Raw genomic sequence first — 20673 nt, 5'->3', positions numbered from 1 at the left:
CGGTCGGCGTTCAGCGCTCGGTCGTGTACGAGAGGAAGTCGGCCCATGCGCCGGGCGTGAAGCCGAGCCGAGGCCCCTGGGTGACCTTGGAGTCACGGACAAGGACCGTGCCGGGGGTGCAGGCGACCTCAACGCACTCGCTGCTGTTGCTGCTGTCGCTGTAGCTGCTCTTGAACCACTCCAGCGCGGAAGCGTCCCCGGCAGATGCCTTGCGCATCACGTCTCTCCCAGCACTCGCTCGATGAAGGCCAGCGACTCCCCTGGCGTGAGAGCCTGGGCCCGGATCATGCCATACCGCAGCTCAAGGATCCGGAGCTGTTTCAGGTCGGAGATTGCACGGCCAGCGAACGCCCCCTCGGAGCGCCCCACCGCCGTTCCGTCCCCGAACTTCAGCACCTGCGTCTCACCCTGCATTCCGGCGTGCTCCACTCGGGCGGTCGGCATGACCTGGATCGTGACATGCCGCAACTGCCCCACCTCCAGGAGACGTTCGAGCTGTCGGCGTAGCACCATTCTGCCTCCGAGCGGGCGGCGCAGTGTCACCTCTTCCTGCACGAAGCTCAGCGCAGGAGCAGGCGACCGCTCGAAGATGGACCGCCTGGCCACGCGACCGGCAACCGCCCGTTCGATCTCATCCTGCCCGTACGCGGGCTGCCGCATCTCAAAGAGTGCTCGCGCATAGTCATCCGTCTGCAATAGCCCGTGCAGATTGTGGTCGCCGTACGAGAGCAACTCGACCGCCCTGGCCTCCAGCTTCGCCAAGTCCCGCACCTTCTTCGGATACCGGGCCTCCGCCACATCCTGCTTCATCACGGCGAGCTTGCCGCCCGCCCCCAGCACCTCGTCCGCCCTGTCCAGGAGCTCCGGCCGGGGGATGCGGCGTCCGCCCTCCACCTTGTAGATCAGGTCCTCCCCGTACCCGATCGCCGCCCCGAACTCACCGGCCCGCAGCCCGGCCGCCTCACGCCACGCCTTGAGCTGGCGGCCCACCGTCGCCACCACCGCCGCCCCCGACTCGTCGTCCGGATCGACGTCCCAGCCCGGCTCGTCCGCCCCGCTGTCCACGTCGTCGCCGCCCACGTTCCCGCCGTCCACGCCCATCCGTGACCACCTCCGAGATCCCGTTCCTGGTCAACGCCCTCCCTTACCGCGATGTCACTCCCGACAGCCGGGACAGGACCGGACAAGCCCGGGACAGTCTCCGTACGCATGGGCGTCACCACTTCTCGCTGTGCACGCACATCACCACGCTGAGTGACATGAATCGAGAAATCACCCGCCCTGACAGCAGCACACGACAGTTCGCCATCCAGCTCTCCGCCACCCGCCGAGGCGCCCGGCTCGCCCGGCTCGCCCGGCTCGCCCGGCTGCTCGCGACCGAGCAGCTCCGTTCCTGGGGGCTCCCCCTGGATGCCGCCGCCCATGTCATCGGGGAGCTGGCCGCCAACGCGGCGCTCCACGGGCGCGTGCCAGGACGGGACTTCCGGCTCACGCTCACCGTCCACGGCGACACGCTCCGTATCGAGGTGACCGATGCACGCGCCGAACGGCTGCCCGTCCCCCTGGAGCAGACCGCCGACGGCACATCGGGGCGTGGCCTCCTGCTCGTCGAAGCGCTCGCCGACCGCTGGGGCGTGCTCTTGGGGCCCGTCCCCTGCAAGACGGTGTGGGCGGAAATCGACCTCTTCACCGGATCACATCTGCCGCGACCCGGTGGCGGACGACGCGGCTGAGCGCGACCCGGCGTTGCACGACATCAAGGAGTCAAAGACCGGAGGAAAAGTACCCTTCCCGACCCCTCCGGCCTCCCGTCACTCACTCGGGTGACATCGGCCAACTGGGCTGGATTTCGGGCGGGTTGACCGGCATATGCTCGCCGCGACAACTCCAGACATGCGACGGCCCCCGGCCGGGACTGCGAATCCCGATCGAGGGCCTGACCACCGAGGAAGTAGGAGCTTCCCGATGGCTTTGCAGCACCCTAGCGCGCCCTCGCGCGCCTCGTCAGCCGATCCCCGCCCGACCGCCCGATCCGGTGTCGTCCACCTCAACACCCGGCACACCGCCCGCTACACGGTCGTCGGCAATCACCTCGCCCAGCACCGCGAGCTCTCCCTCCTCGCGATCGGGCTCGCCTGCCACATCCAGTCGCTGCCCGCCGGCGCCCTGGTCGGCATCAAGTTCCTGGCCGCCCGCTTCCCCGAGAGCGAGCACCGCATCGCCGGAGCCCTGCGGGAGCTTGAAGCCCACGGCTACTTGAAGCGCACCCGGGAACGGCTTCCTGGCGGCAAGGTCGTCACCCGCACGGTCTCGTACAACCAGCCGAAAGCAGTCACCGCCGCGGTGCACGAACCGGCTCCACAGCCCACACCGACCGCGGAGCCCACACGCGCCGCCGAGCCCGCACGCGCTCCGGAGCCCGCACGCGCTCCGGAGCCCACACGCGCCCCCGGGCCCACACACGCCCCGGAGCCTGCGCCCGCACCCGTACAGCCGGCGGCGCCTGCACCCTCGCCGACGCCTGGCCCCGCCCCACAGGAACCGCTCCCCCAGCCGCACACCACCGACCCGGAGCGCCACCGCACCGCCGCCGCCCTCCTCGCCGAGCTGCGCCGCCACGAACCCCGGCTGCTGCTCGCCGAGCGGGACGTACGCCACCTGGCCCCGGCCGCAGCGGCCTGGCTGGAGCGCGGGGTCAGCCCCGATGCCCTACGCCGCACGCTGACCGCTCGCCTCCCAGGCGACCTGAAGCACCCGGCCGCCCTGCTCGCGCACCGCCTCACCGCGCTGCTGCCGGCGCCCCTGCCCACCGCGGTCGTACGTCCGGCCTTACGGCCCGACCCGTTCCAGACCTGCGAGAGCTGCGACCGCGCCTTCCGCGCTCCGGAGCCGGGGCACTGCCGCGACTGCCGAACCGACCAGAGAAAGGCCGCTTAGCATGACCGTGACGACCCTTGCCCGTGAGCACAGACGAGGAGCGCACGCCATGACCATCGCCCCGGACGATGCCCGGCGAGGCACTCATCTGTACCAGGTGATGAAGGCATTCGTTCAGTCGACGGACGACACCCTGCCGGGCAAATTCGAGATCACGAAGGAAGGGATCGTCCTCGACATGACGTCGCCCGTCAAGCCACACGAACTCACCGCGCTACGCCTCCGGAAACGCCTGGAAAAGGTCATGCCGGAAGAGCTCGTGGCTCACACGGGGGAACCGGATGTCGAAAACGAACCTGAGGGCATCATGCGTCGCCCTGACGTGATGGTGATCGCCGAAGCGGATATGGAAGGGGACGGGTCCTTCGACCCGCATACGCTCATCGCCGCCATCGAGATCGTCTCTCGCTCCAACCCGGACAACGACTGGGTGAGCAAGATGCGGGACTATCCACTGCTCGGCATCCCCCTTTACGTGATCTTCGATCCGCGCGAGGGGGCAGGAGCCGTCCTCTCCGACATCCACTCCACACCCGATGGCCCCCGGTACGCCACCCGCAAGGACTTCGTCTACGGCGAGGACGTCACCATCGGCGAGTGGACGATCTCGACCGACGGTCTGCCCCGCTATTCATAGGGCTCCCAGGGTCAGTCTTCCGGGCGCTGGATGACGAACTCGACGATCCGCTCCATCCGAGGAGCGGTCCCCAGCGCCGTCAGATCGCCCTTCACCACCACGTCGTCACCCACCCGATGGGCCTCGGCCGCCCGCTGGTAGTCCTGCTGCTCCAGTCTCATCCGCACCCGGCGGAAGCGGCCGTCGTCCCGGCCCTCGAAGGAGCCGGCCACGGTGGCCTGTCTCGGCCACCGCGACCGCCTCGGGCCAGTCATCGACCAGGCACTCGAAGAGGCCCGTCTGTGCAGCTCCGACCCGATGTGCGCGGAACACGACCCACGGATCCACAGCCGACTGCACGGCGCCGCCTGCCATGCCTGTCTCTTCGCCGCTGAGACCTCCTGTGAACGCAGAGGGCGCATCCAGAGGCAAGCAGAGCCCGGCCCAAGCGCTTTCTTGCCTCATAAGCAACTTGAGGAAGGATTTTCACTGCTGAGAAGATCTTGAAGGGGAGCAGACTTTCAACGGGGGGATTGCGCATGGGTGTAGTACTGCCTGGCTGGGCAGACGAAGTTCTTGACGTCATTGGGGTGTCGTGGCCGAATGTGGACGAAGACGACTACCGCGCTATGGCCGACGCCATGCGGGAGTTCGCCGACGACATCGACAGCGGCTCGAACGAAGCGCACCAAGCCATCCAAGGGCTGGTCTCGTCCGCGGGGGGCTCGCTCGCCGTAGAGGCCCTGAATACCCACTGGGGAAAGATCAACGGTACTCACCTGAGGAATCTGGGTGAGTGCGGCCGACTGACAGCCACAGCCTTGGACGGCGTGGCGCTGCTCATCGAGGGCGCCAAGCTCGGTGCGATCGTCCAACTGGGCATCCTCGCGGCAGAGGTCGTTGCCGCGCAGGCAGCCGCCCCGTTCACCCTCGGCCTCTCGGAGATCGGCGCTCTGGCGGGGACGCAGATCACTCGCCTCGCAGTACGGCGGATCTTCAAGGAGGTCTGCCAGCAGGTCGCCGAGCAAGTCATCAGCATCGCCCTGACGCCTGTCGAGGAAGCACTCGGCGCCATGGTCGGCGACCTGGTCGTGCAACTGGGCGCCAACGCTCTGGGAGTGCAGAGCGGTGTAGACCTCGGACATGCGGCACAGGCGGGCAAGGAAGGGTTCAAACAGGGCGTCCAGGACGCCAAGTCCTCGGCAAAGTCAGCCGCCGACAGCCCGATGGAGCTGCTGAGCGCCGGTGGCAGCAGTGGCGGGGGCGGCGGAGCCGACGGCAGCGGCGGCTTCAGCTTTGACCCCGACGAACACGACCGGGTGGTCACTGGACTGGAGAGTGCGGGCGGCACCTTCCGGAACAAGGCCGGCGGCAAAATCGGCAGAGCCAAGAGTCACCACGGCCGCACCCGCGGCAAAGACGCCATCGCCGACGCGGCAAACACGATGCTCGACAAGGTCATCGAAGGCATCGAGGACGGCGTCAAGAAGACCGCGAAGCATCTCGACGACAACATGACTCGCGGCGTCAAGCAGATGGCCAAGAACCATCACGAGAACGACCAGAAGCTCTCCGACCACTTCAAACGTCTAGGCAAGGACGACAAGAAGGAACCCCGGAGACCACAGCCCCCGAGCGGCGGCGGGCATGGTGGTGGCGCGAAGGGCGGCCAGGCCAGCCCCTCTGGTGGCAACCCCGACCACTGGCACGGACGGAGCGCGGGAGAAATGAGGCATCATCGCCGCGACCCCGTCGATGTGTCTCATCTGGATGAGGACGCCCGCATGGAAATGCTGAGCAATGAGTCACGACGCTTGGCCGATGACGCACGCGACGCTGACCCCAACAATCGGACACCGGGCGGTGACCGGAAAGTCGAGGGGTGCGCAGGGAGCCTGCTGCACAACGGAACGGTGACGTCGCACACCAGCACCAATAAGCGTAAGCCCATCATCACGCCGACAGTGAAGAAAATGATCGACAAGGGGGAGATGGAGAAACCAAAACCGCAGACGAATCCGGAGGCACATCCCGTAGTGCAGCAGGTCCTCGACGACATCGCGTCGGACCCGTCGATCGAACGGGGGCGAGGCCACGGAAACTGTGCCGAGGTCTCACTCATATCTGACCGTCTGCATCAGCTGGACCCAGACGGCACACAAATCACCACGCCCGAGCACGCCCGAGAGGCACTCGCCGGCAGCGCGATACATACCAGGCAGATCGGGGAGGAACGAGACCGGGAAACAGGTGAAATAAACTTGGGGCATGGCGACTACAAGGCGCCCTGCCGTTCCTGCGAAACAATGCTTCCCAGACTGGGCGTGCGGCCCCACAAGTAAAACCGCTCTGCAGCATGAAAGGATTCTATTATGTCATCCGGGCCAACGCATGAAGAAATCGATCAGCTCTTGACTGCCGCGGGATGGCATCCCGATCGCGATATGTCCGACAGGGTGCCGGAGCTGACAGAGTTCGTCATTGACGACCTCGCGTCCCATGACTGCCAAGTCGAACTGTTTCCAGAGGCGGAAGCCTTCCTTCGCTCCTACGGGTTCTTGACCGTAGAGTTCCCCTACAGCGCAGAGCGCACAGATCACTTCAACACCTGCGCCAAGTTCTGTAGCGACAAGGCCGAAGAGATCTCGGAGCTCATGGATGAGCTACAGCAACCAATTTTTCCCGTCGGATGGGACAAGGTGGAGAACGGGCTTGTAGTGATGACCCCCGCTGGACGCATGTTTTACCTTCATCACTCGGGCACATATTACGCAGGAACGGGAATCCATGAAGTGATCTCCAGCCTGTACACCGGACGCCTTCAACCTATCGAGGATTACCATGCCTAACGTCGTTCCCGGCGTTGCTTCATCCTTGCTCGTGGGCAATCACGTCGTGAGCCACACCAACTTGAGTGGCGACGGAGAACCCAACCTTCACCCCGCCGTGCAGGAGTACTTCGACGCACTTCCCGTTGCACAACAGGAGCCCTTCCTCGGGTACTGCGCGGAATCGGCATTGGTATCCGACCAACTCTGGGAAGTGGATTCCCGGCGTGCGGGACGGCCCCCGATCTCACTGGAGGAGGCAGCGCCGCACTTCGCCGGGGCAGCCATGGTCTCGAAGCTGATCCGGGAGCACGGGGACCCGGATCACGGCCGTCCCACCGTGCCGTGCAGTGCTTGCCAGCGTCTTCTTGACAAACTCGGCATCAGATTCATCGAGGGGTGACTGCGGCATGGACGCCGAGCAGCACGAGCGGGCGCTTCAAGGCGTCGTAGAAGTGTTGACCAAAGCCGGTTGGTCACCCGGCAGGGAAGCCGGCTCGTCGTGGCAACTCGCCGCCCTGGAAACCGTCAGCACGGTCAGCCACCAAGGCGGAGAGGCATGGGAGCTCTTTCCGGCCGCCGAGAAGGCGCTACAGGAGTTTCACGGAATCGAGCTGCTCCTTGCAGGACCCGGTCTTGAGGTAGCCCGGCACGGCCTGGTGGTCGATCCCCGAGAGGGCCGCTTCGCGCTGTCGGCAATGAGGGACCTCACGCAGCGCATCGGAAACAAGGCCTTCCCTTTCGGCTCCCACGGGGAGCAATCACTCATCGCGGTGGACGAACTGAGCAGGCTCTTTCTGCTGAATCACGGCGGCTGGTGGTTTCTTGGTGACTCGGTCTTGGCCGGTTTGGCGACGCTCATTCAGGGCCGACGCCCGCACCGTGTCCGTGCAGACGGGTCCTGGGGAGACGCACCGTCTCCGGGACCGACGGCGGCCTCCTCCGCCGGCCCCGCGGACGTCGTCCGGACCGAGAAGGGCATACAGCAGGCGTTCGGATAGATGCGAGGGGAGCGGAGCCCCTCCTGCCCCAGGTCGGGCTCGACCAGAGTTCCTGGCGCCCTCTCCGGGGCCCGCCGAGGCCATGCCCCTGAGGCTTTGTACCGACCCCGAGAACGGGCCGCTGCGGCACGTATCAGCCGTCTGGCCGCCCAGACGGAAAGCCTGCAACAGCACACCGAACGTCAAGGAGCCCCGCCCACCTGATGGTGGACAGGGCTCCTCGTAAGCTCCGGGGAGCTATGACCGGATCAACCGGATCAGCGAATTACTTCGTGATCTTGGTGACCTGGCCGGCGCCGACGGTCCGGCCACCCTCACGGATGGCGAACTTCAGACCCTCTTCCATCGCGACGGGCTGGATGAGCTCAACGGTCATCTCAGTGTTGTCGCCCGGCATGACCATCTCGGTGCCCTCGGGGAGGGTCACGACGCCGGTCACGTCGGTGGTGCGGAAGTAGAACTGCGGGCGGTAGTTGTTGAAGAACGGGGTGTGGCGGCCACCCTCGTCCTTCGACAGGATGTACGCCTGCGCCTCGAACGAGGTGTGCGGCGTGACCGAACCCGGCTTGATGATGACCTGGCCGCGCTCGACGTCCTCGCGCTTGATGCCACGGAGGAGCAGACCGACGTTCTCACCGGCCTGGCCCTCGTCGAGGAGCTTCCGGAACATCTCGATGCCGGTGACCGTGGTGGTGGTCTTCTCGGTCTTGATGCCGATGATGTCGACGGTCTCGTTGACCTTGAGGACACCACGCTCGATACGACCGGTGACAACGGTGCCACGGCCGGTGATCGTGAAGACGTCCTCGATCGGCATCAGGAACGGCTTGTCGACGTCACGCTCGGGCTGCGGGATCGACTCGTCGACGGCGGCCATGAGCTTGAGGACGGAGTCGCCCCACTCCTTGTCGCCCTCGAGCGCCTTGAGCGCCGAGACCTTGACGACCGGAACGTCGTCGCCGGGGAACTCGTACTCGGAGAGGAGCTCACGGACCTCGAGCTCGACGAGCTCCAGGATCTCCTCGTCGTCCACCATGTCGGCCTTGTTCAGGGCGACAACGATGTACGGAACGCCGACCTGGCGGGCCAGGAGCACGTGCTCCTTGGTCTGCGGCATCGGGCCGTCGGTGGCGGCAACCACGAGGATGGCGCCGTCCATCTGCGCCGCACCCGTGATCATGTTCTTGATGTAGTCCGCGTGACCGGGGCAGTCGACGTGGGCGTAGTGACGGCTCTCCGTCTGGTACTCGACGTGCGCGATCGAAATCGTGATACCGCGCTGGCGCTCCTCAGGAGCCTTGTCGATCTGGTCGAAGGCCGAGGCCTCGTTCAGGTCCGGGTACGCGTCGTGCAGCACCTTGGTAATGGCGGCCGTGAGGGTCGTCTTACCGTGGTCAATGTGACCGATGGTGCCGATGTTGACGTGCGGCTTAGTCCGCTCGAACTTCGCCTTCGCCACTGGTTCCTCCTGAAGTGGTTCTGTACGCCTTACTCATCGGCGCCAGGTGATCTTTGCTGGGATGCCGGCTGACGGGGCAATCCTCACGGTTTGCAGGGATTACCCCATCAGACGGTGTCAAGCCTAAAGCGTGTTCCGACTCTCGGGAGACGGAGCTATTCGCCCTTGGCCTTCGCGATGATCTCCTCGGCGACGTTCCGGGGAACCTCGGCGTAGGAGTCGAACTGCATCGAGTAGCTTGCGCGACCCGAGGTCTTGCTGCGGAGGTCGCCGACGTAGCCGAACATCTCCGACAGGGGGACCAGGCCCGTGACGAGCTTGGCGCCGCTGCGCTCCTCCATGGACTGGATCTGTCCACGGCGGGAGTTGATGTCGCCGATCACATCGCCCATGTAGTCCTCGGGCGTGGTGACCTCGACCTTCATCATCGGCTCGAGCAGGGCCGGGGAGGCCTTGCGCGCGGCCTCCTTGAAGGCCATCGAACCGGCGATCTTGAAGGCCATCTCCGAGGAGTCGACCTCGTGGAACGCACCGTCGAGCAGCGTGACCTTGACGCCGGTCAGCGGGTAGCCGGCGAGAACACCGAACTCCATGGCCTCCTGGCAGCCCGCGTCCACGGACGGGATGTACTCCCGCGGGATACGGCCACCGGTGACCTTGTTCTCGAACTCGTACCCGTCGCCCTCGAGGGGCGCGATCGCGATCTGCACCTTCGCGAACTGGCCGGAACCACCAGTCTGCTTCTTGTGCGTGTAGTCGAGACGCTCGACGGCCTTGCGCAGGGTCTCGCGGTAGGCGACCTGCGGCTTGCCGACGTTGGCCTCGACCCGGAACTCGCGCTTCATACGGTCGACCAGCACGTCGAGGTGCAGCTCGCCCATACCCGCGATGATGGTCTGGCCGGTCTCCTCGTCGGTGTGCACCTGGAACGAGGGGTCCTCTTCGGCGAGTCGCTGGATGGCGACACCCAGCTTCTCCTGGTCGCCCTTGGACTTGGGCTCAATGGCGACCTGGATGACCGGGGCCGGGAACTCCATCGACTCCAGGATGACCTGGTTGGCGGAGTCACAGAGGGTCTCACCGGTGGTGGTCTGCTTCAGACCCATGACGGCGACGATGTCACCGGCACCCACCGACTCGATCTCCTCACGCTTGTTCGCGTGCATCCGGTAGATCTTGCCGATGCGCTCCTTCTTGCCCTTCACCGAGTTCTGCACCTGCGAGCCGGCCTCAAGGCGGCCCGAGTACACCCGGATGAAGGTGAGCTTGCCCAGGTGGGGGTCGCTCGCAATCTTGAACGCAAGGGCGGCCAGCGGCTCGTCCTCGGACGGCTGGCGCTTGATGACCTCTTCCGGGTCCTTGACGGAGTGGCCTTCGATGGCCTCGACGTCCAGGGGGGAGGGGAGGTAGCGCACGACCGCGTCGAGCAGGGGCTGAACGCCCTTGTTCTTGAACGCGGTACCGCAGAACACCGGGGTGACGGTGGTGTTCTCGGCCTTGCCCGAAGCGATGGTGATCCGGCGGATCGCCGCGTAGAGCTGCTCCACGGTGGGCTCCTGGCCCTCCAGGTACAGCTCCATGACCTCTTCGTCGTTCTCGGCAACGGCCTCGAGCAGCTTGCCGCGCCACTCGTCGGCAGCCTCGATGTGCGTGTCCGGGATGTCGACGGTGTCGTACATCTCGCCCTTGGCGGCCTCGGCCGACCAGACCAGGGCCTTCATGGTGACGAGGTCGACGACGCCCTTGAAGTCCGCCTCGGTGCCGATCGGCAGCTGCATCACGATCGGGGTCGCGCCCAGGCGGTCCACGATCATGTCGACGCAGCGGTGGAACTCGGCACCCGTACGGTCGAGCTTGTTGACGAAGCAGATACGCGGCACGCCGTAGCGGTCCGCCTGACGCCAGACGGTCTCGGACTGGGGCTCGACACCGGCAACGCCGTCGAACACCGTCACCGCACCGTCCAGGACGCGCAGCGAACGCTCCACCTCGACGGTGAAGTCGACGTGTCCCGGGGTGTCGATGATGTTGATGGTGTTGTCGACGTCTTCCAGCGGCCAGTGGCAGGTCGTCGCGGCAGACGTGATCGTGATGCCGCGCTCCTGCTCCTGCTCCATCCAGTCCATCGTGGCAGCGCCGTCGTGGACTTCACCGATCTTGTACGAAACGCCGGTGTAGAACAGGATCCGCTCGGTGGTGGTCGTCTTGCCCGCGTCGATGTGGGCCATGATCCCGATATTGCGGACCTTGGCCAGGTCAAGCGAAGTGGTGGCCATAGTGGCTCAATCTTCTCTCGGTCTCGATGTGGGTTGCGACTACCAGCGGTAGTGCGCGAAGGCCTTGTTGGACTCGGCCATCTTGTGCGTGTCCTCACGCTTCTTGACCGAAGCGCCGAGGCCGTTGGAGGCGTCGAGCAGTTCGTTCATGAGGCGCTCGGTCATGGTCTTCTCGCGACGGGCGCGGGAGTAGCCCACGAGCCAGCGCAGCGAGAGGGTGCCGGCACGGCCGGGCTTGACCTCGACCGGAACCTGGTAGGTCGCGCCACCGACACGGCGGGACTTGACCTCAAGGGTCGGCTTGATGTTCTCGAGCGCGCGCTTGAGCGTGATGACCGGGTCGTTACCGGTCTTCTCGCGCAGACCCTCCATGGCGCCGTAAACGATGCGCTCGGCGGTGGAGCGCTTTCCGTTCAGCAGCACCTTGTTGATGAGGGAGGTCACCAGAGGAGAACCGTAGACCGGGTCGATGATGACCGGGCGCTTCGGGGCGGGGCCCTTACGAGGCATTCTTACTTCTCCTTCTTGGCGCCGTAGCGGCTGCGAGCCTGCTTGCGGTTCTTGACGCCCTGCGTGTCGAGGGAGCCGCGGATGATCTTGTACCGAACACCCGGCAGGTCCTTCACACGACCGCCGCGCACGAGCACGATCGAGTGCTCCTGCAGGTTGTGGCCCTCACCCGGAATGTAAGCGGTGACCTCGATCCCGCTGGTCAGACGCACACGCGCGACCTTACGCAGGGCCGAGTTCGGCTTCTTCGGGGTGGTCGTGAAAACACGCGTGCAGACGCCACGGCGCTGGGGCGAACCCTCGAGCGCGGGCGTCTTGTTCTTCTCGACCTTGTCCTGCCGGCCCTTGCGGACCAGCTGCTGGATCGTAGGCACCGTTTCTCCGGTTTCTGTGTGCCAGTCTCGGTAAAGCTAACCTGGAACATTCCCCGACCCACGCGGTCGGGTGTGTCGAATACTGCAGTCCGGTCCCTCGCTGGAACGAGTGAGGCGGCAGATTGCGGTGTCAAAACCCGGCTTCCGTGCTGTGGCTCTCCCGGCCGGGGGCCGAGGAGATTGCGGGCACGGCAGCCCAGGGACACCCCAGGCACAAGGTCAGAGCGTACCTACCGCATGGGCTGCGGTCAAAACAAATGCACACGCGAAGGACACGCCGGACTCCTCACGGCGTTGCGGCCACCGTAGTGCGAACCATGGCTGTACGGAAGAAGGCGCCACGCCCCTGCGGCGGCCCTCCCCCGACGGCCGCCGGCACCGTCGTACGCGTCCTAAAGACGGGTCGCGGCCAGCAGGACGGACACCAGGAGGAACAGCGCCCAGCCGCCGATCGCCAGCCAGCCCAGGACCAGCCCCGTGAGTGCCTGGCCGTCCCCGCGCTCTCCGGTCCGGCGCATCTCGGCCCGCGCCTTGTGCCCCAGGATCACGGCCGGGATCGCCGTCAGCCCCCAGGTCACCGGCGTCAGGATCCCGCAGACCAGCGCACCCGTCGCCGAGCTGTTGGTGTGCACCGGCGCCGGCATCTGCATCGGCATGAAGGTCGCCGGCACCGGCCGCTGCGGCATGAACTGTGCCTGCGGCACCGGCCCCTGCGGAAGGTCCGCCACCAGCATCTGCAGCTCGGCATGCGTCTGCGCCTGATAAGCCCGCGCGATCCGCTGCTCGTACTCCGGCTGCTGCAGGCGCCCCTCGGCAAAACCCGCCTTCAGTACATCGACCGCCCGCTCACGATCGGCGTGCGAGGCACGCATGACCGGCACCTGATTCGGCGGCTGAGCGGGCTGCCCACCCTGCCACGGCTGGAATGCCACCCCGCGAACCTCCCCCCGCTCGACAGTTCTCCCCATCTTCTCATCACAGACGCAGCAATGGCAGGACAAGTTCCCCCGCGCGGCCCCCGACCCGCAAGACGGCCGGACAACGCCGCAGGGCGGCCACCCCGTAAGGGATGACCGCCCTGTTGCTGTCCTACGGACCAGGCTTACTGGTTGTACGGACCGTAGTCGTAGTCCTCCAGCGGGACCGCCTGGCCGGAGCCGGTGCCGAAGGGCGAGTAGTCGATGTCGTCGTAACCGACGGCCGAGTACATCGCGGCCTTCGCCTCCTCGGTGGGCTCGACCCGGATGTTGCGGTAGCGGGACAGGCCCGTACCGGCCGGGATGAGCTTACCGATGATGACGTTCTCCTTGAGGCCGATCAGGGAGTCCGACTTGGCGTTGATCGCCGCGTCGGTCAGGACCCTGGTCGTCTCCTGGAAGGACGCCGCCGACAGCCACGACTCGGTGGCCAGCGACGCCTTGGTGATACCCATCAGCTGCGGACGGCCGGAGGCCGGGTGGCCACCCTCCGCCACGACCCGGCGGTTCTCACCCTCGAACTTCGTGCGCTCCACCAGCTCGCCCGGCAGCAGCTCCGCGTCGCCGGACTCGATGATCGTCACACGGCGCAGCATCTGCCGGATGATGATCTCGATGTGCTTGTCGTGGATCGCCACGCCCTGGCTGTTGTAGACCTTCTGGACCTCGCCGACCAGGTGGACCTGGACGGCACGCTGGCCGAGGATCCGCAGCACGTCGTGCGGGTTGACGGCACCCACGGTCATCGGCTGGCCGACCGTGACGTGGTCGCCCTCGCCCACCAGGAGACGGGCACGCTTGGAGACGCCGTACGCCATCTCGTCGCTGCCGTCGTCCGGGGTGACGACGACCTTCTTGGTCTTCTCGGTCTCCTCGATCCGGACGCGGCCTGCCGCCTCCGAGATCGGGGCGACACCCTTGGGCGTACGGGCCTCGAAGAGCTCGACGACACGCGGCAGACCCAGGGTGATGTCGTCACCGGCCACACCACCGGTGTGGAAGGTACGCATCGTCAGCTGGGTGCCGGGCTCACCGATGGACTGGGCGGCGATGATGCCGACCGCCTCACCGATGTCGACCAGCTTGCCGGTGGCCAGCGAACGGCCGTAGCAGAAGGCACAGGTGCCGACCGCGGACTCACAGGTCAGGACCGAGCGGGTCTTGACCTCCTCGACGCCCGCATTGACCAGCGCGTCGATGAGCACGTCACCGAGGTCGACGTTGGCCGGCGCGACGACCTTGCCGTCGACGACGACGTCTTCGGCCAGCATCCGTGCATAGACGCTGGACTCGACGTCGTCCGCCTTGCGCAGGACACCCGCGGCGTCCTTCGAGGCGATCCGCAGCTTGAGGCCACGCTCCGTGCCGCAGTCCTCCTCGCGAATGATGACGTCCTGGGAGACGTCGACCAGACGACGGGTGAGGTAGCCGGAGTCGGCGGTACGCAGAGCGGTGTCCGCCAGACCCTTACGGGCACCGTGGGTGGAGATGAAGTACTCCAGCACGGACAGACCCTCGCGGAACGACGCCTTGATCGGACGCGGGATGGTCTCGTTCTTCGCGTTCGACACCAGACCACGCATACCGGCGATCTGCCGCATCTGCATCATGTTTCCTCGGGCACCCGAGTCAACCATCATGAAGATGGGGTTCGTCTTGGGGAAGTTCTCGTTCATCGCCTCGGCGACCTCGTTGGTCGCCTTGGTCCAGATGTTGATCAGTTCCTGAGTGCGCTCGTCCTTGGTGATCAGACCGCGCTCGTACTGCTTCTGGACCTTCTCGTCCTGGGCCTCGTAGCCCGCGACGATGGCCTTCTTGGCCTCCGGCACGACGATGTCCGAGACCGCGACGGTGACGCCGGAACGGGTCGCCCAGTGGAAGCCGGCCGCCTTCAGGTTGTCGAGCGTCGCCGCCACGATGACCTTCGGGTAGCGCTCTGCCAGGTCGTTGACGATGGCGGAGAGCTGCTTCTTGCCCACCGAGTAGTCGACGAACGGGTAGTCCTCGGGCAGCAGCTCGTTGAAGAGCGCACGGCCCAGGGTCGTCCGCAGCCGGAAGCTGTCGCCCTGCTGCCACTCGGGCTCGCCCTCTTCCGGAACCGGCGGGGTCCAGCCACGGGGCGGGACGGTGCCGATCGGGAAGCGGATGTCGACCTTCGCCTGGAGCGAGAGCTCCTTGGCGTCGAACGCCATGATCGCCTCGGCGGCCGAACCGAACGCGCGGCCCTCACCGATGACCTTGCGCTCCTCTTCATCCGTGGTGAGGAAGAAGAGGCCGAGCACCATGTCCTGGGTCGGCATGGTGACCGGACGGCCGTCGGCCGGCTTGAGGATGTTGTTCGAGGACAGCATCAGGATGCGGGCCTCGGCCTGGGCCTCCGCGGACAGCGGGAGGTGGACGGCCATCTGGTCACCGTCGAAGTCCGCGTTGAACGCGGTGCAGACGAGCGGGTGAATCTGAATGGCCTTGCCCTCGACCAGCTGCGGCTCGAAGGCCTGGATGCCCAGACGGTGCAGGGTGGGTGCACGGTTCAGCAGCACCGGGTGCTCGGCGATGACCTCTTCGAGCACGTCGTAGACGACCGTGCGGCCGCGCTCGACCATGCGCTTCGCGCTCTTGATGTTCTGCGCGTGGTTGAGGTCCACCAGGCGCTTCATCACGAACGGCTTGAAGAGCTCCAGCGCCATGGCCTTGGGCAGACCGCACTGGTGCAGCTTGAGCTGCGGGCCGACGACGATGACGGAACGCGCCGAGTAGTCGACTCGCTTACCGAGCAGGTTCTGACGGAACCGGCCCTGCTTGCCCTTCAGCATGTCGCTGAGGGACTTCAGCGGGCGGTTGCCGGGACCGGTGACCGGACGGCCGCGGCGGCCGTTGTCGAACAGCGCGTCGACGGCCTCCTGCAGCATCCGCTTCTCGTTGTTCACGATGATCTCGGGGGCACCGAGGTCAAGGAGACGCTTGAGGCGGTTGTTGCGGTTGATCACGCGGCGGTACAGGTCGTTCAGGTCGGAGGTCGCGAAGCGGCCACCGTCCAGCTGCACCATCGGACGCAGGTCCGGCGGGATCACCGGGATGCAGTCCAGCACCATGCCCTTGGGGCTGTTGCGGGTCTGCAGGAAGGCGGAGACGACCTTGAGGCGCTTGAGCGCACGGGTCTTCTTCTGGCCCTTGCCGGTACGGATGATCTCGCGGAGGCGCTCGGCCTCCTCGTCGAGGTCGAAGGTCTCCAGGCGCTTCTGCAGGGCAGCGGCACCCATGGAGCCGTCGAAGTACGTGCCGAAGCGGTCCCGCAGCTCGCGGTAGAGCAGCTCGTCGCCCTCCAGGTCCTGGACCTTGAGGTTCTTGAAGCGGTTCCAGACCTCGTCGAGACGGTCGATCTCGCGCTGCGCACGGTCGCGCAGCTGCTTCATCTCACGCTCGGCGCCCTCGCGCACCTTGCGGCGCACATCGGCCTTGGCGCCCTCGGCCTCCAGCTCGGCCAGGTCGGTCTCGAGCTTCTTGGCGCGGGCCTCCAGGTCGGAGTCGCGGCGCTGCTCGATCTGCTGACGCTCGACGGAGACGTGCGCCTCCAGCGAGGGCAGGTCGCGCGTACGGCGCTCCTCGTCCACCCACGTGATCATGTAGGCGGCGAAGTAGATGACCTTTTCGAGGTCCTTGGGCGCGAGGTCCAGCAGGTAGCCCAGCCGGCTCGGCACGCCCTTGAAGTACCAGATGTGGGTCACGGGAGCGGCCAGCTCGATGTGCCCCATCCGCTCACGACGCACCTTGGCGCGAGTGACCTCGACGCCGCAGCGCTCGCAGATGATGCCCTTGAAGCGGACGCGCTTGTACTTACCGCAGTAGCACTCCCAGTCCCGGGTCGGACCGAAGATCTTCTCGCAGAAGAGTCCGTCCTTTTCGGGCTTGAGGGTGCGGTAGTTGATGGTCTCGGGCTTCTTGACCTCGCCGTGGCTCCACTGACGGATGTCGTCAGCGGTCGCCAGACCGATCCGGAGCTCATCGAAGAAGTTGACGTCGAGCACTATGCGTCAATCCCTCTCAGGGTTGTAAGTCTGTGGTCTGAAACGGGGGTCTTGGGGCCGACGGAGCCCGGCGGGCCGGGCTCCGTCAGACTCCCGTCAGACCTCTTCGACGCTGCTCGGCTCGCGCCGGGACAGGTCGATGCCGAGCTCCTCCGCCGCGCGGAAGACGTCCTCGTCGGTGTCGCGCATCTCGATGGACATGCCGTCCGAGGACAGCACCTCCACGTTGAGGCACAGGGACTGCATTTCCTTGATGAGCACCTTGAAGGACTCGGGAATGCCGGGCTCGGGGATGTTCTCGCCCTTGACGATGGCCTCGTAGACCTTCACGCGGCCGGTCACGTCGTCGGACTTGATCGTCAGCAGTTCCTGGAGGGCGTATGCGGCGCCGTAAGCCTCCAGCGCCCACACCTCCATCTCACCGAACCGCTGGCCACCGAACTGAGCCTTACCACCCAGCGGCTGCTGGGTGATCATCGAGTACGGACCGGTCGAACGCGCGTGGAGCTTGTCGTCGACCAGGTGGTGCAGCTTGAGGATGTACATGTACCCGATCGAGATCGGGTCCGGGAACGGCTCACCGGAGCGGCCGTCGAACATCCGGGCCTTGCCGGAGCCCTTGACCATCCGCTCACCGTCACGGTTGGGGATCGTCGACTCGAAGAGACCGGAGATCTCGTCCTCGCGCGCACCGTCGAACACCGGGGTGGCGACGTTGGAGCCGGGGGCGACCTCGTCGGCGGAGATGGAGTGGAGACGCTTCTGCCACTCCTCCTCGACACCCTCGACCTTCCAGCCCTGGCTGGCGAGCCAGCCGAGGTGGATCTCCAGGACCTGTCCCGGGTTCATTCGGGACGGGACACCCAGCGGGTTGAGGATGATGTCGACCGGGGTGCCGTCCTCCAGGAACGGCATGTCCTCGACCGGCAGGATCTTCGAGATGACGCCCTTGTTGCCGTGCCGGCCGGCGAGCTTGTCGCCGTCGGTGATCTTGCGCTTCTGGGCGACGTAGACGCGGACCAGCTGGTTCACGCCCGGGGGAAGCTCGTCGCCCTCTTCGCGGTCGAAGACGCGGACGCCGATGACCTTGCCGATCTCACCGTGCGGCACCTTCAGCGAGGTGTCGCGCACCTCGCGCGCCTTCTCACCGAAGATCGCGCGGAGCAGACGCTCCTCGGGGGTCAGCTCGGTCTCACCCTTGGGCGTGACCTTGCCGACGAGGATGTCGCCGGCGACGACCTCGGCACCGATCCGGATGATGCCGCGCTCGTCGAGGTCGGAGAGGACCTCCTCGGAGACGTTCGGGATGTCTCGGGTGATCTCCTCGGGGCCCAGCTTGGTGTCACGGGCGTCGACCTCGTGCTCCTCGATGTGGATCGAGGAGAGGACGTCGTCCTGCACGAGGCGCTGCGACAGGATGATCGCGTCCTCGTAGTTGTGGCCCTCCCACGGCATGAACGCCACGAGCAGGTTCTTGCCGAGCGCCATCTCGCCTTCGTCCGTGGACGGACCGTCGGCGAGGACCTGGCCCTCGATGACCCGCGCGCCCTCGTCCACGACGACCTTCTGGTTGAAGGAGGTGCCCTGGTTGGAGCGGGTGAACTTGGCGACGCGGTACGTGGTGTACGTGCCGTCGTCGTTGGCGACGGTGATGTAGTCCGCGGAGACCTCCTGGACCACACCGTCCTTCTCCGCCTTGATGACGTCACCGGCGTCGACCGCACAGCGGTACTCCATGCCGGTGCCGACCAGCGGCGACTCCGCCTTGATCAGCGGAACGGCCTGGCGCATCATGTTCGATCCCATGAGCGCGCGGTTGGCGTCGTCGTGCTCGAGGAACGGGATCATGGCGGTCGCGGCCGACACCATCTGGCGCGGCGAGACGTCCATGAAGTCCACCTCGTCGGCGGGGACGAGGTCGACCTCGCCGCCACGGCGGCGGACCAGCACACGCTGCTCGGCGAAGCGCATGTCGTCGCTGAGCTTGGCGTTGGCCTGGGCGATCAGGAAGCGGTCCTCCTCATCGGCGGTGAGGTAGTCCACCTCCTCGGTGACCTGGCCGTCGACGACCTTGCGGTAGGGCGTCTCGATGAAGCCGAAGACATTGACCCGGCCGTAGGAGGCCAGCGAACCGATCAGACCGATGTTCGGACCTTCGGGGGTCTCGATCGGGCACATGCGGCCGTAGTGCGAGGGGTGCACGTCACGGACGTCCAGGCCGGCCCGCTCACGGGAGAGACCACCCGGGCCCAGCGCCGACAGGCGGCGCTTGTGGGTCAGACCCGACAGCGGGTTGGTCTGGTCCATGAACTGCGACAGCTGGCTGGTGCCGAAGAACTCCTTGATGGAGGCGACGACCGGCCGGATGTTGATCAGGGTCTGCGGCGTGATCGCCTCGACGTCTTGGGTGGTCATGCGCTCACGCACGACGCGCTCCATCCGCGCCAGGCCCGTACGGACCTGGTTCTGGATGAGCTCGCCGACGTTGCGCAGACGACGGTTGCCGAAGTGGTCGATGTCGTCGGTCTCGACGACGATCGAGCGGCCGGACTCACCCATCGTCTCGGTCTCGCCGGCGTGCAGCTTGACCAGGTACTTGATCGTCGCGATGACGTCATCGGTGGTCAGCACACCCGCGTCGAGCGGCTCGTCGCCGCCGAGCTTCTTGTTGACCTTGTAGCGGCCGACCTTCGCGAGGTCGTAGCGCTTGGGGTTGAAGTAGAGGTTCTCCAGCAGCGTCTGCGCGGCCTCACGGGTCGGCGGCTCGCCCGGACGCAGCTTGCGGTAGATGTCGAGCAGCGCGTCGTCCTGGCCCTGGGTGTGGTCCTTCTCCAGGGTGGCGCGCATGGACTCGTACTCGCCGAACTCCTCGAGGATCTGCTCGGTCGTCCAACCGAGAGCCTTGAGCAGAACGGTCACGGACTGCTTACGCTTGCGGTCGATGCGGACACCGACCATGTCGCGCTTGTCGATCTCCATCTCCAGCCAGGCACCCCGGGACGGGATGATCTTGGCCGAGAAGATGTCCTTGTCGGACGTCTTGTCGATGGAGCTGTCGAAGTACACGCCCGGCGAGCGCACCAGCTGGGACACGACGACACGCTCGGTGCCGTTGATGCAGAAGGTGCCCTTGTTGGTCATGAGCGGGAAGTCGCCCATGAAGACCGTCTGGGACTTGATCTCGCCGGTCTCGTTGTTCGTGAACTCAGCGGTGACGAAGAGCGGAGCCGCGTACGTGAAGTCGCGCTCCTTGCACTCGTCGATGGAGTTCTTCGGGGGCTCGAAGCGGTGGTCGCGGAACGTCAGCGACATCGACCCGGAGAAGTCCTCGATCGGGGAGATCTCTTCGAAGATCTCTTCAAGACCGGACTTGGTGGGGACTTCCTGCCCACTCTCCAGCGCAGCCTCGACGCGACCCTTCCATGCGGCATTGCCGAGCAGCCAGTCGAAGCTTTCGGTCTGCAGCGCAAGGAGGTTCGGAACCCCGAGGGGCTCCTTGATCTTCGCAAAAGAGATGCGCAGCGGGGCGGTGCTGTCGCCGTTGTTCGTATTGGCAGTCGAGGCGTTGCGCGAGGCGGCCAAGAGGGGGTCCTTCCGAGGGCTCGGACTCACTACGCGCGTACCGGTCCCGAATCGAGCAGACTGAGGGAAAGCCCAGGTCAGGGCGTAT

Annotated in this window: 17 protein-coding genes; 7 read left to right on the top strand and 10 right to left on the bottom strand. The window is 66.0% G+C overall.

The genetic code is table 11. From position 1 onward, the window contains the following. Positions 1 to 10: 10 nt before the first annotated feature. Both ACWGJY_RS06515 and ACWGJY_RS06510 read right to left on the bottom strand, forming a co-directional pair. Positions 11 to 217, bottom strand: a complete 207-nt coding sequence (locus tag ACWGJY_RS06515) for a DUF397 domain-containing protein (RefSeq protein ID WP_453259662.1) — start codon at positions 215 to 217, stop codon at positions 11 to 13. After that, the gene (locus ACWGJY_RS06510) at positions 217 to 1101 is read right to left on the bottom strand and encodes a helix-turn-helix domain-containing protein (RefSeq protein ID WP_453259661.1); all 885 of its coding nucleotides are present in this window, start codon (positions 1099 to 1101) and stop codon (positions 217 to 219) included. Before ACWGJY_RS06510 ends, ACWGJY_RS06515 begins: the two co-directional genes overlap by 1 nt. 158 nt (positions 1102 to 1259) lie before the next feature. On the opposite strand from ACWGJY_RS06510, the gene ACWGJY_RS06505 reads away from it, so the two are divergent. From ACWGJY_RS06505 to ACWGJY_RS06495, 3 genes are all read left to right on the top strand, one after another. After that, a complete protein-coding gene (locus ACWGJY_RS06505; RefSeq protein WP_453259660.1) occupies positions 1260 to 1733 on the top strand; it encodes an ATP-binding protein in 474 nt (157 codons plus the stop codon). 232 nt (positions 1734 to 1965) lie between these two features. Continuing rightward, positions 1966 to 2937 (top strand): helix-turn-helix domain-containing protein, encoded by a 972-nt coding sequence (locus ACWGJY_RS06500; protein ID WP_453259659.1) that lies wholly within the window; start codon positions 1966 to 1968, stop codon positions 2935 to 2937. 49 nt (positions 2938 to 2986) lie between these two features. Beyond that, entirely contained in the window at positions 2987 to 3574 is a 588-nt protein-coding gene (locus ACWGJY_RS06495; RefSeq protein WP_453259658.1) for a Uma2 family endonuclease, read from the top strand. An 11-nt stretch (positions 3575 to 3585) separates the two neighbouring features. Here ACWGJY_RS06495 and ACWGJY_RS06490 read toward each other — a convergent pair whose 3' ends face one another. Then, a complete protein-coding gene (locus ACWGJY_RS06490) occupies positions 3586 to 3786 on the bottom strand; it encodes a hypothetical protein (protein ID WP_453259657.1) in 201 nt (66 codons plus the stop codon). Between the two features lie 372 nt (positions 3787 to 4158). On the opposite strand from ACWGJY_RS06490, the gene ACWGJY_RS06485 reads away from it, so the two are divergent. From ACWGJY_RS06485 to ACWGJY_RS06470, 4 genes are read left to right on the top strand one after another with little or no spacing between them, the layout of a single operon-like run. Next, positions 4159 to 5895 (top strand): YwqJ-related putative deaminase, encoded by a 1737-nt coding sequence (locus ACWGJY_RS06485; RefSeq protein ID WP_453259656.1) that lies wholly within the window; start codon positions 4159 to 4161, stop codon positions 5893 to 5895. Between the two features lie 30 nt (positions 5896 to 5925). Further along, the gene (locus ACWGJY_RS06480) at positions 5926 to 6402 is read left to right on the top strand and encodes an SUKH-3 domain-containing protein (RefSeq protein ID WP_453259655.1); all 477 of its coding nucleotides are present in this window, start codon (positions 5926 to 5928) and stop codon (positions 6400 to 6402) included. Next, the gene (locus ACWGJY_RS06475; protein WP_453259654.1) at positions 6395 to 6784 is read left to right on the top strand and encodes a YwqJ-related putative deaminase; all 390 of its coding nucleotides are present in this window, start codon (positions 6395 to 6397) and stop codon (positions 6782 to 6784) included. The genes ACWGJY_RS06480 and ACWGJY_RS06475 overlap by 8 nt, the downstream gene beginning before the upstream one ends. 7 nt (positions 6785 to 6791) lie before the next feature. Beyond that, on the top strand, positions 6792 to 7382 hold the full coding sequence (locus tag ACWGJY_RS06470) for an SUKH-3 domain-containing protein (protein ID WP_453259653.1): 591 nt from the start codon (positions 6792 to 6794) through the stop codon (positions 7380 to 7382). A gap of 265 nt (positions 7383 to 7647) precedes the next feature. Here ACWGJY_RS06470 and tuf read toward each other — a convergent pair whose 3' ends face one another. The 7 genes from tuf to rpoB all read right to left on the bottom strand — a co-directional run bounded on the left by tuf (position 7648) and on the right by rpoB (position 20585). Continuing rightward, positions 7648 to 8841, bottom strand: coding sequence for an elongation factor Tu (tuf, locus tag ACWGJY_RS06465; protein WP_453259652.1), 1194 nt, complete (start codon positions 8839 to 8841; stop codon positions 7648 to 7650). Positions 8842 to 8996: 155 nt separating this feature from the next. Continuing rightward, the gene (gene fusA, locus ACWGJY_RS06460) at positions 8997 to 11117 is read right to left on the bottom strand and encodes an elongation factor G (RefSeq protein WP_330317515.1); all 2121 of its coding nucleotides are present in this window, start codon (positions 11115 to 11117) and stop codon (positions 8997 to 8999) included. Positions 11118 to 11156: 39 nt separating this feature from the next. After that, positions 11157 to 11627, bottom strand: coding sequence for a 30S ribosomal protein S7 (gene rpsG, locus ACWGJY_RS06455; RefSeq protein WP_085925683.1), 471 nt, complete (start codon positions 11625 to 11627; stop codon positions 11157 to 11159). Between the two features lie 2 nt (positions 11628 to 11629). Beyond that, positions 11630 to 12001, bottom strand: a complete 372-nt coding sequence (gene rpsL, locus ACWGJY_RS06450) for a 30S ribosomal protein S12 (protein ID WP_003948652.1) — start codon at positions 11999 to 12001, stop codon at positions 11630 to 11632. Between the two features lie 392 nt (positions 12002 to 12393). Next, complete coding sequence (locus ACWGJY_RS06445; RefSeq protein ID WP_453259651.1) at positions 12394 to 12873, bottom strand: DUF1707 and DUF4190 domain-containing protein; 480 nt, start codon at positions 12871 to 12873, stop codon at positions 12394 to 12396. 230 nt (positions 12874 to 13103) lie between these two features. Beyond that, a complete protein-coding gene (locus ACWGJY_RS06440) occupies positions 13104 to 17003 on the bottom strand; it encodes a DNA-directed RNA polymerase subunit beta' (RefSeq protein WP_018090913.1) in 3900 nt (1299 codons plus the stop codon). Positions 17004 to 17099: 96 nt separating this feature from the next. Continuing rightward, positions 17100 to 20585, bottom strand: a complete 3486-nt coding sequence (gene rpoB, locus ACWGJY_RS06435; protein ID WP_453259650.1) for a DNA-directed RNA polymerase subunit beta — start codon at positions 20583 to 20585, stop codon at positions 17100 to 17102. Positions 20586 to 20673: the final 88 nt, after the last annotated feature.

Source organism: Streptomyces sp. NPDC054765 (assembly GCF_053612065.1).
Note: the sequence above shows the minus strand (reverse complement) of the source record. Positions and strands in the feature narration are given on the sequence as shown.